Source organism: Pseudolysinimonas yzui (assembly GCF_014653215.1).
Classification (GTDB): domain Bacteria; phylum Actinomycetota; class Actinomycetes; order Actinomycetales; family Microbacteriaceae; genus Pseudolysinimonas_A; species Pseudolysinimonas_A yzui.
In genome coordinates, this window is sequence record NZ_BNAI01000001.1 from 816,162 (window position 1) to 832,346 (window position 16,185).

At 69.4% G+C, this 16,185-nt stretch carries 17 protein-coding genes; 13 read left to right on the plus strand and 4 right to left on the minus strand.

Annotation, left to right across the window (positions count from 1 at the left end):
• Window positions 1-33: 33 nt before the first annotated feature.
• The 3 genes from IE173_RS04090 to IE173_RS04100 are packed head-to-tail and all read left to right on the plus strand — an operon-like array spanning window position 34 to window position 2,755.
• A complete protein-coding gene (locus tag IE173_RS04090; RefSeq protein ID WP_191282050.1) occupies window positions 34-882 on the plus strand; it encodes an alpha/beta fold hydrolase in 849 nt (282 codons plus the stop codon).
• Window positions 879-1,970, plus strand: a complete 1,092-nt coding sequence (locus IE173_RS04095; RefSeq protein WP_191282051.1) for a glycosyltransferase family 4 protein — start codon at window positions 879-881, stop codon at window positions 1,968-1,970. The genes IE173_RS04090 and IE173_RS04095 overlap by 4 nt, the downstream gene beginning before the upstream one ends.
• Window positions 1,967-2,755 (plus strand): LamG domain-containing protein, encoded by a 789-nt coding sequence (locus IE173_RS04100; protein WP_191282052.1) that lies wholly within the window; start codon window positions 1,967-1,969, stop codon window positions 2,753-2,755. The genes IE173_RS04095 and IE173_RS04100 overlap by 4 nt, the downstream gene beginning before the upstream one ends.
• Here IE173_RS04100 and IE173_RS04105 read toward each other — a convergent pair.
• Entirely contained in the window at window positions 2,752-3,378 is a 627-nt protein-coding gene (locus tag IE173_RS04105) for a histidine phosphatase family protein (RefSeq protein ID WP_191282053.1), read from the minus strand. The genes IE173_RS04100 and IE173_RS04105 overlap by 4 nt on opposite strands.
• Before the next feature lie 26 nt (window positions 3,379-3,404).
• Complete coding sequence (locus IE173_RS04110) at window positions 3,405-4,250, minus strand: Sir2 family NAD-dependent protein deacetylase (RefSeq protein WP_229841926.1); 846 nt, start codon at window positions 4,248-4,250, stop codon at window positions 3,405-3,407.
• 109 nt (window positions 4,251-4,359) lie between these two features.
• On the opposite strand from IE173_RS04110, the gene IE173_RS04115 reads away from it, so the two are divergent.
• Genes IE173_RS04115 through IE173_RS04125 form a run of 3 tightly spaced genes read left to right on the plus strand, consistent with a single transcriptional unit; the run spans window position 4,360 to window position 7,976 of the window.
• The gene (locus IE173_RS04115; RefSeq protein WP_191282055.1) at window positions 4,360-5,169 is read left to right on the plus strand and encodes a TrmH family RNA methyltransferase; all 810 of its coding nucleotides are present in this window, start codon (window positions 4,360-4,362) and stop codon (window positions 5,167-5,169) included.
• 9 nt (window positions 5,170-5,178) lie between these two features.
• The gene (locus IE173_RS04120) at window positions 5,179-6,720 is read left to right on the plus strand and encodes an APC family permease (RefSeq protein ID WP_191282056.1); all 1,542 of its coding nucleotides are present in this window, start codon (window positions 5,179-5,181) and stop codon (window positions 6,718-6,720) included.
• A 17-nt stretch (window positions 6,721-6,737) separates the two neighbouring features.
• A complete protein-coding gene (locus IE173_RS04125; protein WP_229841868.1) occupies window positions 6,738-7,976 on the plus strand; it encodes a D-alanyl-D-alanine carboxypeptidase family protein in 1,239 nt (412 codons plus the stop codon).
• 4 nt (window positions 7,977-7,980) lie between these two features.
• On the opposite strand, the gene IE173_RS04130 is transcribed toward IE173_RS04125, so the two are convergent.
• Window positions 7,981-8,742, minus strand: coding sequence for an SGNH/GDSL hydrolase family protein (locus IE173_RS04130; RefSeq protein WP_191282057.1), 762 nt, complete (start codon window positions 8,740-8,742; stop codon window positions 7,981-7,983).
• A 148-nt stretch (window positions 8,743-8,890) separates the two neighbouring features.
• Here IE173_RS04130 and IE173_RS04135 point away from each other — a divergent pair, with 148 nt between their 5' ends.
• From IE173_RS04135 to IE173_RS04165, 7 genes are all read left to right on the plus strand, one after another.
• The gene (locus IE173_RS04135; protein ID WP_191282058.1) at window positions 8,891-9,160 is read left to right on the plus strand and encodes a GlsB/YeaQ/YmgE family stress response membrane protein; all 270 of its coding nucleotides are present in this window, start codon (window positions 8,891-8,893) and stop codon (window positions 9,158-9,160) included.
• 112 nt (window positions 9,161-9,272) lie between these two features.
• Window positions 9,273-9,542, plus strand: coding sequence for a GlsB/YeaQ/YmgE family stress response membrane protein (locus tag IE173_RS04140; protein WP_191282059.1), 270 nt, complete (start codon window positions 9,273-9,275; stop codon window positions 9,540-9,542).
• A 50-nt stretch (window positions 9,543-9,592) separates the two neighbouring features.
• On the plus strand, window positions 9,593-10,843 hold the full coding sequence (dinB, locus tag IE173_RS04145) for a DNA polymerase IV (RefSeq protein ID WP_191282060.1): 1,251 nt from the start codon (window positions 9,593-9,595) through the stop codon (window positions 10,841-10,843).
• 68 nt (window positions 10,844-10,911) lie between these two features.
• Entirely contained in the window at window positions 10,912-12,699 is a 1,788-nt protein-coding gene (locus tag IE173_RS04150) for a DEAD/DEAH box helicase (protein ID WP_229841869.1), read from the plus strand.
• A gap of 262 nt (window positions 12,700-12,961) precedes the next feature.
• Window positions 12,962-14,140: a right-handed parallel beta-helix repeat-containing protein gene (locus tag IE173_RS04155; protein WP_191282061.1), complete on the plus strand. Its 1,179-nt coding sequence runs from the start codon at window positions 12,962-12,964 to the stop codon at window positions 14,138-14,140.
• Between the two features lie 37 nt (window positions 14,141-14,177).
• Window positions 14,178-14,606: an OsmC family protein gene (locus IE173_RS04160; RefSeq protein ID WP_191282062.1), complete on the plus strand. Its 429-nt coding sequence runs from the start codon at window positions 14,178-14,180 to the stop codon at window positions 14,604-14,606.
• Between the two features lie 30 nt (window positions 14,607-14,636).
• Window positions 14,637-15,524 carry an oxygenase MpaB family protein gene (locus tag IE173_RS04165; RefSeq protein WP_191282063.1) on the plus strand — a complete coding sequence of 296 codons (888 nt, stop codon included), beginning with the start codon at window positions 14,637-14,639 and terminating at the stop codon, window positions 15,522-15,524.
• Here IE173_RS04165 and IE173_RS04170 read toward each other — a convergent pair.
• Entirely contained in the window at window positions 15,521-16,105 is a 585-nt protein-coding gene (locus IE173_RS04170) for a hypothetical protein (protein WP_191282064.1), read from the minus strand. The genes IE173_RS04165 and IE173_RS04170 overlap by 4 nt on opposite strands.
• Between the last annotated feature and the right edge of the window lie 80 nt (window positions 16,106-16,185).

The window sequence follows — 16,185 nt, forward strand, 5'->3', positions numbered from 1 at the left end:
GTCTAGGCAGCGACGCTCGTAGACTCGGGACCAATGGATACGGTCACGCGAGACCTCGAGCTGCTCGGAAGCCGGGTGCGCTATTGGGAGTACGGCACTCGCGGGAACGGGCCGACGATCGTCGTCGTCCATGGCTATCGCGGCGACCACCACGGGCTCGAACCGGTCGTGAACCTGCTGCCCGACTTCCACATCGTCTCGCCCGACCTGCCGGGATTCGGCGATTCGACTCCGATGACGGACGCCGCCCACTCGATCGCCGGATACGGGGCGTGGTTGCGGGCGTTCATTGAGGCCCTCGGCCTCGGAGCCGACGCGATCCTGCTCGGCCACTCGTTCGGCTCGATCGTCGTGGCGCACGCCGTGGCCGATGGCCTCCCCGCCCGCGCCGTCATCCTCATCAACCCGATCGCCGACGATCCGGCGAAGGTCGCCGGCATCGGGGCGACGAAGTTCTACTACGCCGTCGCCCGTCGCCTCCCCGAACGCGCCGCGCGCGCCTGGCTGAGCAATCCGCTCGTCGTGCAGGGGATGAGCGTCAAGCTCGCCAAGACCCGCGACCGGCGACTGCGGCGGTTCATCCACGGCCAGCACCACGCGTACTTCAGCAGGTTCGGTTCGCGCGCGAGTATCGTCGAAGGCTTCGAGGCGTCGCTTTCGGCGACGGTCGCCGACGTCGCGGCACAGATCACCCAGCCGGTGCTGCTCGTCGCGGGGGAGCGCGACGAGGTGGCACCGCTCGCCGGTCAGTTCGCGCTGCTCGACGCCTTCCCGGATGCCCGGCTCGATGTCATCCCGGGGGTCGGCCACCTCATCCACTACGAGACCCCGGAGGCGGCCGCACACGCCGTCCGCGCCTTCGTGACGGATCTCGACGCGTGAAGATCCTCTTCGACTGCCGCTACGTGCGGGTCGATCATCACGACGGCGTCAGCCGCTACTCGGCGCGGCTGGTCGAAGCCCTCGCGCGCCGGATGCCGGTCGAGATGCTCATCAGCGACGAAGCCCAGCTCGCCCAGCTACCCGATCTGCCGTGGCATCTCGTCTCATCGCCGACGAGCCTGCGAGAGCCGTGGATCGCGCGCCAGATCAACCCCCTGAATCCGGATGCCGTGTTCAGTCCGCTACAGACGATGGGTTCGGCGGGGCGTCGCTACGGCCTCGTGCTCACGCTGCACGACCTGATCTACCACCGGCACCGCACGCCGCCGCGCAACCTTCCCTGGTACATCCGTTTCGGCTGGTGGGCGTATCACCTCACCTGGATTCCCCAGCGGAAGGCGCTGAATCGCCCCGACGAGGTCGTGACCGTGTCGGAGACCACGAAGGCGCTCATCGCCGAGCATCGACTCACCCTGCGCCCGGTGACCGTGGTGCGCAACGCCGCCGATCCTCTCGGCGACGATCCGCCGGTTCGACGGGCGACCCCGGGTCGCGATCTGGTCTACATGGGGTCGTTCATGCCCTACAAGAACGTCGACACCCTCGTGAAGGCCCTCCACGACCTTCCCGGCTACCGATTGCACCTGCTCAGCAAGGTTCCGGCGGCCGAGCGCGACCGGCTCGAGGCGCTCGCGCCGACGGGAACGCTCACCTTCCACGACGGGGTGACGGATGCCGAGTACGCCGAGCTGCTCGAGACGGCGCACGCACTCGTGCACGCCTCTCTCGACGAAGGCTTCGGCATCCCGCTCGTCGAGGCGATGAGCGTCGGAACCCCGATCGTCGTGAGCGACATCCCGATCTTCCGGGAGATCGGTGGCGAAGCGGGCACCTACGCCGACCCGCGAAGCCCGGCGGCGTTCGCCGCGGCGGTGCGCACCCTCGAGGACTCCGTCGAGTGGGAGCGACGCTCGGCCCGGGCTCGAGAGCAGGCCCGGCTGTTCGACTGGGACCGCTCGGCCGACGTGCTCTACGAGGTGATGCGCCGGGTCGCGACGAAGCCGCGCCCGGAAGATGCCGAGCGTTGACGCTTCTCCCGCCGCCTCCTGACCGCTCGCCCGACCTCGACGACGACTTCACGGGGACCACGCTCAGCGAACACTGGACGGCGCACTACCTCCCGCACTGGACCACTCCCGAGCGCTCCGCGGCACGGTTCGATCTCACCGCGGGCGGCCTTCGGCTGCGCATCGACGCCGATCAGCCCGACTGGCGGCCCGAGGACGCGCCGCTGCGGGTCTCGAATGTGCAGACCGGCAGCTTCTCCGGTGCCGCCGGATCGGCCCGCGGCATCCATCCCCACCGTCCCGACGGCCTCGTCGTGCGCACCCCGCAGTCGCTGCGTCTCGGCTGGGCTCCGTCGGCTGGTCGGGTCGAGGTGACCGTCAGCGCGAGCACCGACGCCGGCTGCATGACCGCCGCGTGGCTCGTCGGCACCGAGCACCTCGTAGCGGGGCAGTCGGGCGAGATCTGCCTCTTCGAGATCGATGCCGAGGCGATCGGGCCTGAGGCGACCGTCGCCCGCTCGGGACTGAAGGCGCACCGCGACCCGGGTCTCGTCACCGACATGGCCGAGGTCACGATCCCCGTTGACGCGTCGCGACCGCACACCTGGACGGCGATCTGGGGCGACGGCGAACTGGTGCTCGGCTGCGAGGGGCGCGAGCTGCGACGGCTCACCCTCGCGCCCGACTACCCGCTCGTGCTGCTGATCGACCTCTTCGAGACCTCGGGCGCCGGAGTCGGGTCCTACCCGAAGACGGCGACCTTCCATCGCGTGCGCGGCTGGAGCTCGCCGAACCGGGGCGCTTAGGCGTCGCGGGCCTCGACCGCGTTCTGCAGGTCGATGTCGCCGGCGCGCGGGTCGATCGCGGCCAACTCGATCGGGTCGTCGAAGGCGACAAGCTTCAGGTCGGTGCCGTCGACGTGGAAGCTGTGCACCGACCCGTTCGTGATCGGCCCGAACCCGCGGTTCGGTTCGGCCACCATGAGGGCGGCGCGGATCGCCCCGCCGTGGCTGACCACGACGATCGCCTCCCCGCGGTACTCCGCGGCGAGCGCCTGCAGCGCCGGGATGACCCGGGCCGCGACCTCTTCGCGCGACTCACGCCCCGGAACCTCAACCCCCGGCGGGTAGAGCACGTCGATCTCGTGGAAGTCGAGTCCCTCGGCCGCGCCGTAGTTGCGTTCGACGAACGCATCGCGCAGTTCCGGGTCGCCGAGGCCGAGCTGGGCTGTGATGATCTGCGCCGTCTCACGGGCCCGGCCGAGCGGGCTGGCGACCACGCGGGTGATCGGTCGGCGGGTGAGCAGCATTCCCGTCACGCGCGCCTGCTCGCGTCCGGTGTCGTTGAGGGGGATGTCGGTGAGCCCTTGGATGCGGCGCTGCCGGTTCCACTCGGTCTCACCATGACGCACGAGGTACAGATCGGTCATAGCACCCCCGATCCTACGGTCGGGGGTCAGGAGGCGAGGCGCTCCCGCAGCGCACCGAGCACTTCTGACGCGCCGGCATCGATCTTGAGCGTCGCGCGGGAGTCGCCCTTCGTCTCGCCCCGGTTGACGATGAGGATCGGAACGCGCCGCCGCACCGCCTGCTCGAGCAGGCGGATCCCGGAGTTCACGACGAGCGACGACCCGGCGACGATGAACGCGTCGGCGGTCCGGATGAGCGCCGCACCCGCGGTGAACTTCGCGGTCGGAACCAGTTCGCCGAAGAACACCACATCGGGCTTGAGCACCCCGCCGCACACCGTGCAGTCGGGCACGATCATCTCGCCGACCGCGTCGATGTCGACGTCTCCGTCGGGATTGAGCTTGACGGTGTCGGGCTCGGCGAGCCAGGGATTCTCCCGGGTCATCCGCGCCGCGATGTCCTCCCGGGCGAACTGCTGGCCGCAGGAGAGGCAGAACACGCGATCCATCGAGCCGTGCACGTCGACGACGTGCCTGGACCCGGCCCGAAGGTGCAGCCCGTCGACGTTCTGCGTGATGACGCCGTTCACGATTCCGGCGAGTTCCAGGTCGGCGAGGGCCTGGTGGCCGGGATTCGGAGCGGCCGCCGCGAAGTAGCGCCAGCCGAGGTGGCTGCCCGCCCAGTAGCGCTGCCGCGCCCGGGTGTCGGCGAGGAAGGTCTGGAACGTCATGGGGCTGCGCACGGGCGCACCCTCGCCGCGGTAGTCGGGGATGCCGGAGTCGGTGCTCACGCCGGCACCGGTGAGCACCGCGATGCGGCGGCCGGCCAGCAGCCGCTCGGCCTGGTCGATGAGGGAGAGCAGCGCGGGGTCGAGGGCAGGCAGGGTCGTGATCGACACGGTGCCTCCTTCGACGCGGTTCCTGACTCGAAGGCTAGAACGTCCAGGTTGCGGGGATGTTTCCGGGTGCCGTGAGATCGCGGGCCCCCGTAGGCTCGGCGCAGTGCACATCGTCCCCGTCACCGACCCTGCCGCGCCCGAGTTGCGCGACTACACCGAGCTGACGGATGTCGTGCGTCGGCGGCTGCGGGAACCCGCGGAGGGGATCTACCTCGCCGAATCCGTGAAGGTCATCGAGCGTGCGTTCGCGGCGGGTCATCACCCGCGATCGGTGCTCGTGCTCGAGAAGTGGCTGCCTGAGATCGAGCCGCTGTTCGCCTCATGGAACGTTCCGGTCTATGTCGGCACGGCCGAGGTGCTCGAAGCCGTGACGGGCTTCGTCATGCACCGCGGCGCCCTCGCCTCGATGCATCGACCGGTGCTCCCGCCGGTCGCCGACGTGTTGCGCGACGCGCGACGCGTCGTCGTGCTCGAAGACATCGTCGACCACACCAACGTCGGCGCGATCTTCCGGGCCGTCGCCGGGATGGGAGCGGATGCCGTGCTGGTCACGCCGCGCTGCGCCGACCCGCTCTACCGCCGCTCGGTGCGGGTGAGCATGGGCGCGGTGCTGCAGGTGCCCTGGACGCGCCTGGGGGAGTGGGACGTCGCCGCGCCGGAGCTGCACGCCGCAGGCTTCCAGATCGCCGCCCTCGCCCTCGATGACCGCGCGGTCGACCTCGCGGCGTTCGCCCGCAATCCGCCTCCTCGCGTCGCTCTCGTGCTCGGCACCGAAGGTGACGGCCTGAGCCGCGACGCCCTCGACGCGGCAGACGTGATCGTCACGATCCCGATGGACCACGGCGTCGACTCCCTGAACGTCGCGGCTGCGGCCGCCGTCGCCCTCTGGTCTCTGCGGGCGACCCCGCACTAGGGTCGGCGCATGACGACGACACGCAACGACGCGGGTTCGGGCACCGGCTCCGGCAAGGGCCTCGCGAAAGGCCAGCTGGGGCTGTTCGGGTCGACCGTGATGGGACTGGCCTCGACCGCTCCCGTGTACTCGCTCGTCGCCACGCTCGGGTTCGTGATCGCGGAGGTGGGCACCCAGGCTCCGATCGCGTTCATCCTCGCGTTCGTGCCGATGTTCTTCATCGCGTTCGCCTACCGGGAACTGAACCGGGCCATCCCCGACTGCGGCACGACCTTCACCTGGTCGACGAAGGCCTTCGGGCCGTGGATCGGGTGGATCGGCGGGTGGGGGGTCGCGGTAGCCGGCATCATCGTGCTGGGCAATCTGGCGCAGATCGCGGGGTTGTACTTCTGGTACCTCGTCGGCCCGTTGCTGGGTCTGGAGGCCTTCGCCGAAGAGACCTGGATCGTCACCCTGACGGGCGCGATCTTCCTCGCTGCGATGGTCTATGTCTCGTATCGGGGCGTGGAGATCGGCGAACGGCTGCAGAATGTGTTGCTCGGCGTTCAGTATCTGGCGCTCGTGCTGTTCGTGGTCTTCGTCGTCGTCGCCCTCGCGAACGGAACCTCGGTCGAGGCGACGCCCGTCTCCGCGGGCTGGTTCAACCCCTTCGGGTTCGAGTCGTTCGAGGGCTTCACGGCGGCGATCCTCCTCGCCCTGTTCATCTACTGGGGCTGGGACACCTGCCTCGCGCTCAACGAGGAGACGAAGGACCCGAAGCGGATCCCCGGCCGCGCCGCGCTCATCTCGACGGTGGTGCTGGTCATCACCTATGTCGCGGTCACGGTCGCCGCACTGGCGTACGCGGGGGTCGACCATCTCAACGAGGTGGACGACGTGTTCTTCGTGCTCAAAGACGCGCTCTTCGGACCGTGGGCGTGGCTGCTGGTTCTCGCGGTGATGATCTCGGCGATCTCGTCGACGCAGACGACGATTCTGCCGACTGCTCGCGGCACGCTGTCGATGGCGGTCTACCGCGCTCTGCCGGCCCGGTTCGCGAGGGTACATCCGAGATTCCACACGCCGGGATTCGCGACGCTCGTCATGGGCATCGTCGCGACCGTCTTCTATGTCGGCATGACGGCGATCAGCGAGAACTTCCTCGCCGACTCGATCTACTCGCTCGGCCTGGCGATCGCCTTCTACTACGGGCTGACCGGTTACGCGTGCGTCTGGTACTTCCGCCGAGAGCTGTTCGCCAATGCGCACAACGTCTTCTTCAAGTTCCTGTTCCCGCTCCTCGGAGCGCTCATCCTCACCGGTGCGTTCGTCAAGAGTTCGATCGACATGCTCGACCCGGACTACGGCTACACCGTGCTGCTCGGAGTGGGCGGTGTCTTCGTGATCGGCATCGGATCTCTGCTGCTCGGAGTCGTGCTCATGGTCGTCTGGGCTCTCTTCCACCAGTCGCGTCCGTTCTTCCGCGGCGAGAGCCTCAACCGCGACACCGAGGTGCTGGTGCCCGAAGACGACCACGTCGTGATCCGCAGTGTCGACGGCGGGCGGGCATGACCGTTTAGGGTCGACGGGTGCCCCCGAGTCGTTCGCTGACCCGTCGACAGATCTACCGTCGGCGCCGCATCGTGGTGTTCGGCGGGATCGGGCTCGCGCTCGCCTCGCTGGTCTACCTTCCGCTGACGCTGCTCGCGCCGCTCAAGCCTGCAGTCGCCACCGTCACGGCGCCGGTGGAGGATGCGCCGGTGGTTCCGGCCCTCGCCTTCCCCGGCTACGGGGCGAGCGCCATCGGGGCCGTCGGCTACCCGGGAGTGCTCGCGCAGAGCGGCGCGACGACGGCGCTGCCGATGGCGAGCATCACCAAGGTCATCACCGCCCTGGTGGTGCTCGACGCCCATCCCCTCGCGGTCGGCGAGACCGGCCCCACCGCGACGATGTCGTCGGCCGACGCCGCCCTGTACGGCACCTATCTCGCGCAGAACGGAACGGTGGCGACCGTCCGCGCCGGCATGACGTTCAGTGAGCGCCAGCTACTCGAGCTGACCCTCATCAAGTCGGCCAACAACTACACGACGAGCATGGCGATCTGGGCCTTCGGGTCGCAGGAGGCGTTCCTCGCCGCGGCCCGCAGCTGGCTCGCCGAGAACGGGCTCGACGGCGTGGTCATCACCGAGCCCACCGGGATCGACCGCTCGAACGTCGCGCCCGTCGACCAACTCGTCGAACTCGGACGGATCGCTCTCGCGCATCCGGTCGTCGCCGAGATCGTCGCGACCCGCACGACCGACGTTCCGCCCCTCGGGGCGCTGCCGAACACCAACCAGCTGCTCGGGCTCAGCGGTGTCGACGGCATCAAGACGGGCACACTCGACGACTTCGGCGCGAACCTGCTGTTCTCGGCCGACTACACGATCGGCGCATCGACGGTCACGGTGATCGGTGTCGTGCTCGGCGGCCCCGACCACGACGTGATCGACCGCGACATCCTGACCCTGCTCGAGAGCACCGTCGCGAACTTCACCGAGGTGGAGGTCGCCGCCGACGCCGAGACGTTCGCCAGCTACGAGGCGGCCTGGGGTGACACGGTCGCCGCCGTCGCGGGGGAGCGCGCGACCCTGCTGGTCTGGTCCGACACGCCCGTGACGGTCGAGGTGGTGACCGAGGAGCTGCGCACCGGGCACGCCGGCGACGACGTCGGCGATCTCGTGTTCACCTCGGGCACCTCGAGCGTGACGGTCGACCTCGAGCTGGCGGCCGATCTCGAGGATCCGGGGCCGTGGTGGCGGCTCACCAACCCGGTCGCCCTGTTCTGAGCCTTTAGAACTCCGGTCGCTTCGGCGCCACCCCGTCGCCGGAGGACTGGTGCCGCAGCCTCCGCAGGATCCACGGGGCGAGATGCTCGCGGGCCCATCCGATGTCGTCGATTCGGGCCTGTCGCCACGACTGGCGAGGCAGCGGTTCCGCTTCGAACGGCTCCAGATCGTGGGAAACGTTGAGGGCGTCGAGCACCATGCGGGCGATCGTCTGGTGCCCGATCGGCGAGAAGTGCAGTCGATCGGGCGCCCACATCCGCGGGTCGCTCAGTTCGCGCAGCGCCCACATGTCGGCGACGATCGCGTCGTGCCGCTTCGCCACGGTGTGCAGGTTCTCGTTGTAGATCGCGACCTTGCCGCGGATGCGTCCGAGCACGGGCGTGCCGCCGATGTCGGGACCGTTGAACATCACCACCGTCGCGCCGTCGCGTCTCAGCCGTGCGATGCCGCCGTCGAGCCGAGCCGCGACCTCGTCGGGGTCGGTTCCGGGGCGGATGATGTCGTTGCCTCCCGCCGAGATGGTGATCAGATCCGGATGCAGGTCCAGCGCCGCATCCACCTGCTCGTCGAGGATCTGCTGCAACAGCCGGCCCCGGATGGCGAGGTTGGCATAGGCGAAGTCGGGGACCTGAGACGAGAGCACTTCGGCGACCCGATCGGCCCAGCCTCGATGACCACCGGGGCTGGCGGGTTCCGGGTCACCGATGCCTTCGGTGAACGAGTCTCCGATCGCGACGTAACGGGACCACGGGTGACGGGCGGTCATAGCTCCATCATGACGAATCTTCGGGGGCGCGCGCTGGTTCGCGCTTATCGCACCACGCGTCGCGGCACAAGACCATTCCTCCCGAACGGGGGACAGGCTTTCCTTGACGTGAGGCGAGACCCGCCTCGTTCAAGAAAGTAGGTTCACCGTGGGAATTCTCGGATGGATCGTTCTCGGCCTCATCGCCGGTGCGATTGCGAAGGCGATTCTGCCGGGCCGCATGGGCGGTGGCTGGGTGGTCACACTGATCCTCGGCGTCGTCGGCGCGCTGCTCGGAGGCTTCCTCGGAAGCGCCATCTTCGGCGTCGGCCTGGAGACCTTCTGGTCGATCCAGACCTGGCTCGTCGCGATCGCGGGCTCGATCGTCGTGCTGCTCATCTACGGCCTCGTCACGCGAGGCAGCAGCACCCGCGCCTGAGGCGCGAGACGAAGGAGGCCGGGCGGTTCGCCGACCGGCCTCCTTCGTCTGGGCGGCGGCTGGTGGTTGACTGGGCGCGGACGCGAGACGCGCGCCCCTTCAGGAGGTCCTCGTGAGCTTCATCCCGTTCCTCATCCTCGGCCTCATCGCCGCCGTGATCGCCAAGTTGATCCTCAAGCAGAAGCACGGCTGGATCGTCACGATCCTGTTGGGCCTCGCCGGTGCCGCGCTCGGCGGCTTCATCGGCGGGCAGATCACCGGCGAAGACATCTACGGAGTCAACGGCTTCTTCTCGATCGTCTCGTGGCTCTACGCCATCGGCGGGGCCGTCATCGTGCTGCTCGTCTTCGGCCTGATCACCCGCAACCGTTCCAAATCCTGACCCGGTCACCGGCCGCTGTCGGTGACGGCGGCCGGTGACAGGATGGCGGCGTGGGCAAACAGGACGGCACCGGGCGGCAGGTCACCTCCGCATCGGCCGTCGACGACCTCACGGCACACCTGCTGCACGTCGACATGGACGCGTTCTTCGCGTCGGTCGAGCTGCTCGAGCATCCCGAACTGGTCGGCAAACCCGTCATCGTCGGGCATCCCTCGGCACGGTCGGTCGTGACGGCCGCCACCTATGAGGCGCGCCGATTCGGGGTCAACTCGGCGATGCCGATGGCGGTCGCCCTGCGGCGCTGCCCGCAGGCGATCGTGCTCGAGCCGCACTACGACCGCTACACGAAGTACTCCGGCCTGGTCATGGACATCTTCCGCGACGTGACCCCTCTGGTCGAAGTCCTCGGAATCGATGAGGCCTTTCTGGATGTCGCGGGCGCCCGACGCCTGATGGGCACGCCCTGGCAGATCGGCACGCGCATCCGGGAACGCGTGTTCGCCGAGACCGGGCTGCGCTGCTCCGTCGGGGCCGCTGCCACGAAGTACGTCGCGAAGCTCGCCTCGAGCCGGGCGAAACCCGACGGCCTGCTCGTCATCCCCGAGACCGAGACTCTCGCCTTTCTGCATCCGCAGCCGATCTCGGCACTGTGGGGAGTGGGCGCGAAGACCGCCGAGAAACTCGAACGACTCGGGCTGCGCACCGTCGGCGACGTCGCGAACATCCCGGTCGAGGCGCTGACCCGTGCGATCGGGCCGGCGATGGCCGCCCACTTCCACGCCTTGTCGTGGGGGCGCGACCCGCGCGTCGTCGTCACCGAGCACTCGGAGAAGAGCATCGGCCACGAACGCACCTTCGAGACGAACATCTCCGACGTCGGCGAACTCGAGAAGGAGATGCTGCGGCTCGCGAACGCGGTCGGGGTGCGGCTTCGGCGGGCGGGCGTGCAGGCGCGCACGATCGCCCTCAAACTGCGATTCGGCGACTTCTCGACGATCAGCCGATCCCGCACCCTCGCCGACCCCACCGATCTCGGCCGGCGCATCTACGAAGAGGCGCGTTCGCTGTACGCCGAGTCGGGCCGGGTCGGCGAGCCCATCCGGCTGCTCGGGGTGCGGGGCGAGCAACTCACCGGACGCGTCGCCGACCTCGGGCTGTGGGATGACGACGGCGACTGGCGCGAAGCCGAGCAGGCCGTCGACGCGATCACCGCGAAGTTCGGTCGATCGCTCGTGCGCCCCGCGACCCTGCTCGGCGACGATCCCGACCGCCGGATGCCGATGCGCGGCGAGCCGACCTGAGTCTCGTCACGCGGCTTGCAGCCGCTACTCGACCACCGTGTCACCCCGAACGGGTAACGTCTCATCAAGTGAGCGAGCCGTCGGAAGTCCCCGTGTTCCGGGCGACCGCCGCAGCCGAACACCTCTCGCCGAGCTTCCCCGAGCGCGCCCCGTGGGGCACCGTCGCGAAGCTGCGGGCCTGGCAGGAGGAGGCCCTCACCGAGTATCTGCGGCGCGACGCCCGCGACTTCCTCGTCTCGGCGACACCGGGCGCTGGCAAGACCGCCTTCGCACTGCGCCTCGCCTCGGAGCTGCTGCGGCGCAAGATCATCGACCGGGTGACCGTGGTGGCGCCGACCGAGCACCTCAAGATCCAGTGGGCGGATGCCGCCCACCGTGCCGGCATCCGTCTCGATCCGCGGTTCAGCAACAAGCACTCGCGCGAGTCCCGCCCGTATCACGGCGTCGCGGTCACCTACGCTCAGGTCGCGGTGCGGCCGTCACTGCACAAGGCGCTCACCGAGTCGAAGCGCTCGCTGGTGATCCTCGACGAGGTGCACCACGGCGGCGACTCGCTGTCGTGGGGTGACGCCATCCGCGAAGCCTTCGAGGGCGCGACGCGGCGGCTGTCGCTCACCGGCACGCCGTTCCGCTCCGATACGGCGCCGATCCCGTTCGTGAGCTACCTGCGCGACGAACGCGGCATCCGCCTGTCGCAGACCGACTACGCCTACAGCTACGGCCGTGCTCTCGCCGACGGCATCGTGCGCCCGGTGATGTTCCTGTCGTACGCCGGGTCGATGCGCTGGCGCACGCGGCAGGGCGACGAGATGGAGGCCGCCCTCGGGCAAGGCGACACCGCCGATGTCACGGCACAGGCCTGGCGGGCGGCGCTCGACCCCGACGGGGACTGGATTCCCGCGGTGCTCGCCGCCGCCGACCGTCGGCTCTCCGAGGTGCGCCGCGACGTGCCCGACGCCGGCGGGTTGGTCATCGCGACCGACCACGTCACCGCGCGGGCGTATGCGACGATCCTCACCGACATCACCGGGCACGTTCCCACCGTCGTGCTCAGCGACGAGGTCGGCGGCAGCGAGAAGATCCAGGACTTCACGAACGGGTCGCAACGCTGGATGGTGGCGGTGCGGATGGTGTCGGAGGGCGTCGACGTGCCCCGCCTCATGGTCGGGGTCTACGCCACGAGCGCGTCGACCCCGCTGTTCTTCGCGCAGGCCGTGGGGCGCTTCGTGCGCACCCGCCGACGCGGCGAGCTGGCGTCGATCTTCGTGCCGAGTGTGCCGATCCTGTTGACCCTGGCGGCCGAGCTCGAGCGCGAACGCGACCACGCCCTCGACCGGGAGCGTGCCGACGACGAGCTGCTCGACGACGAGAGCCTGGAACGTGCGCAGGAACGCGAAGCCGCATCGGCCGAACTGCTCGACGAATACGAGTGGCAGGCGCTCGGCTCGGTCGCGACGTTCGAGAAGGTGCTCTACGACGGGCAGGATTTCGGCACCCTCGCCGAACCCGGCAGCCCCGAAGAGTGGGAGTTCATCGGCATTCCCGGCATCCTCGAGCCGGAAGACGTCAGCCGGTTGCTGAAACTGCGGCAGGCGCGTCAGCAGCGACGGGGGCTGGAGCGATCGCGCGAGGAGCCCGAGCGGGAGGCGCCGATGCCCCTGCACCGTTCGCTCGCCGAGCAGCGGCGTCTGTTGAACAGTCTCGTGTCGATCCAGGCGCGCACCACGGGGGAGACGCACGCGCAGGTGCACGCCGAGGTGCGCCGGCTGGGCGGGGGGCCCGAGGTGGGTCGCGCGACCGTCGCGCAACTGCAGGCCCGCATCGACATCCTGCGCAAACGCATCAACGGTCGCTGAGTCGCCGCCGACCTTCGGCTGACGTTCGGCCGCACGACTCCTGAGCGGGGGATGCACACCCCCTGGGACGGGTACGGCGTGTCGCGCGGATGGCACCCCCAGTTGACGGGGGATTCCGGCCGTTGCGGGTCGAGCGACCGCGACCGCGTGTTCTCATGGTTGCAGCATCGGCGACCGGGGGGATCGTCGCGATGCTCGCCGAGGAAATCCGCGTGCGTACACCGCCGATCCCCGACCGCCGTCAACCGAGGATCAGCCGCTCATGCCTGGATCACCCCTGCCCGTTTCGCAACCGCGCCGACGCGTTCGGCTCGCCGCCGTCGCGCTGAGTATCGCGACCATCGCCGCGTTCGCGCCGCTGACGGCATCCGCCGCCCACGCCGCGACGACACTCACCGCGTCGCCGACGGGCGCCGGAACCGCCTGTTCCGCCAGCGCGCCCTGCACCGTCGCCACCGCCCTTGCCAAGGCGCGTGGCGGCGACGTCGTCGTGCTGATGGCCGGCAGTTACGGCGCCCCCGTGCTGACCGGCACGGGCGGCTCGACCGCGGCGCCGATCCGGGTGCGCCCCGCGACCGGCGCCGCGGTGTCGTTCAGCAAGGTCCAGACGTACCTGCCCAACGTCACCTGGTCGGGCCTCACGGTGACCCTGTTGCTCTACGTCTACCCGAGCGCCGTCAACACCGTGGTCGAGAACTTCACCATGGCGAAGGCCGGCTCATTCCTGCGGGCGAACGGAACGGTCGTGCGCAACTCCGTCTTCAGCGGCGGGATCGACCGGGATGCCGTGCAGATCAAGGATGCGACCGGCGTCACGCTCGAGGGCAACGTCATCCGCGACTATCGCCTGAGCTCGAGCACCAGCACGGCCCACGTCGACTGCGTTCAGGTCTACGACGCCGCCCAGGTGAGGATCGTGCGCAACTCGATCTCGGGATGCAGCAACGCGGGGGTCATCCTGTCGCCCGGCATCGGCCTGGGAATCTCGGGAATCGAGATCAGCGGCAACTTCATCCAGGGCTGCATCGTCGTCTCCACCACGTGCAAGGGCGGCTCTGCGCTCGACGTGCGGGAGGCGAGCGCCTCGAACGTCGTCGTGCGCAACAACTCGATCGTCGACGGCGCGACCAGGCTGGTGCCTCGCACCGGGCTGGTCTTCGACCGGAACATCGTGTCCTACCTGGCCGACTGCACGGCTCCGATCACCGCCAGCGTCGTTCAGGCCTGGAACTCAGGGGCGTGCGCCACTCCCGCGCGGCTCGGCCTCGACGGCAACCGACAGGGGACCGTCGCGTTCGTCAACCGTCCGGCGGGCGATCTGCACGTCGCGGATGGGGTCTCGTTCACGATCGACCCCGGGGCGACCGTGGCCCTGACCGTTCCCGTCGTGGGCCGAGACGGGACGGTCCTCCGCACCAGCACGGCGGGCGCCGACGACTGACCTCGCGACGCCCCTACCCGAGGGTGCACGATGAGTCATGGCGTCCGCACCCACGACCTACTCCGTCACGGCTCGCGTCTCAGCTCCCGGCCACGCCGAGGTCGACGCGGGAACCGACACCCTGCCGATCGATGCGGGGTGGGCGACGGAGCCGTCAGGGCATCCCGGGCCGGCCCAGTTGCTCGCGGCCGCCTTCGCGGCGTGTCTGGTCAAGAACCTGGAGCGGTCGGGGCAGCTACTCGATTTCCACTACGAAAGCGCCCGGGTGATCGTCACGGCGCGCCGCCAGGACGCCCCGCCGAAGTTCGTCGAGATCGCCTACGAACTGGTGATCACCACGAGCGAGTCCGATCACCGCGTCCAGCTCGTGCATCGCAACCTTCAGAACTACGGCACCGTGTACAACACGCTCGCGGCGGTCTGCGACGTGCACGGGACGGCGACCGGCGTCCGCGCCTCCGCATGATGGACCGCCTCCGCATGATGGACTGAGCGGGTGGCCCCTTCCCTCCGCGCCCGGCTGTTGACCGCCGTCGCCGGACATCCCGACGGCACCGCACCGTATGTGCTCGAACTCGCCGAGGGCGACGACGCGGGGTACTTCGCGGAAGGCTCCGCACCGTGGATCGTGCACGCGGGCATGGGCACCTTCGTCGCCGGCATCCGGGCGCTGCTCATGCAGGCGCTTCATCCCGGCGCGATGGCGGGCGTGCATGACTGGTCGCGCTACCGCGACGACCCCATGGGCCGACTCGCCGGCACGGTGCGCTGGATCGTCGTGCTCACCTTCGGCTCGACGGATCAGGCCGATCGGGAGACCGCCCGGGTCGCGCGCTTCCACACCCGGGTTGCCGGTGACTACACCGCGGGCGACGGGTCGGCTCGGCGCTACTCGGCGACCGACCGCGACCTCGTCGACTGGGTGCATGTCACCTTCGCCGACGCGTTCCTGACCTGCCACGAGACCTGGGGCGACGGCATCCCCGGCGGGGCGGATGCCTACGTGGGCGAGTGGGCGACCGCCGGGCGTCTCATGGGCGTCGAGACGCCGCCCGTCACCGCCGCCGAGCTGCGTGCCCGCCGCGACGGCTTCCTCGAGCGCGGCGAACTCCGGGGCGACGAACGGGTGGCCGACGTCGTGCGGTTCCTGAAGAAGCCGCCGTTCCGCGGAACGCTCGGCATCGCCTACCGGGTACTGTTCGCGGCGGCGGTCGCGACCATCCCGGCGCCCTATCGGCGGATGCTCGGGGTGCGCCGCTCGATCCTGCCGGTGCGGGCGCTGACCGGCGTGGCGCTGTGGGCAGCCGGGCGCGCGATCGGCTCGGGTCCGCGGGCGCAGGACTTCGCGCGGATGCGACTGCGGCGGCTCGTGGGCGACGGTTAGTCGACTTCGAGGAACCTGCCTCCGTAGGTCGTGAGCTCCTCGCCCAGTTGCGACTTGATCAGACCGTGCATTCGCTCGCGTGAGCTCCCGTAGACCGCGATCTCCGAATCGTCGTTCATGACCCGCCATGAGGCCAACACCGGGTCGGGGTTCACAACGTGCCGTACCTTCGCGAAGATCCGGTCGAGCTCCCGGTTGTGCTCGACTTCGTCAGGATCGGTGAAGTCGACACGAACGATTTCGGAGAAGCGAAGGATCACGCCTTCAAGGCTGCCCACTGGCACGACATCGCCGGATTGGCTCTCAAGGCGCGAACCGACCGGGAGGCGTGGCGTGAGAAAGCGGGTCATCGCCTCGACGGAATCGGCCGCTCCACGCGCGGGAACCGCAACCTCGATCACAAAGCCCGAGATCCGGTTATCCGCATCAAGCTGTGTTCCGCTTCCGACGATGCCGGAGTCGGGCCACCGGGCGAGCAATTCGAGCAGCGGATCTTCCACTTGTCGACCGCGATGCACCGGCTGCAGATGAGCCGGAGATGTGAGGAGGTAGACCGTCGGTCGTCGTCCAAACAGCGCCACCGTGTGGTCCTCCCTGATCGGCTCCCGCTGAGCGCCGTTCGGAGATGCTATCCGATGGTGTTGTCGCGCCGAGCTGACGC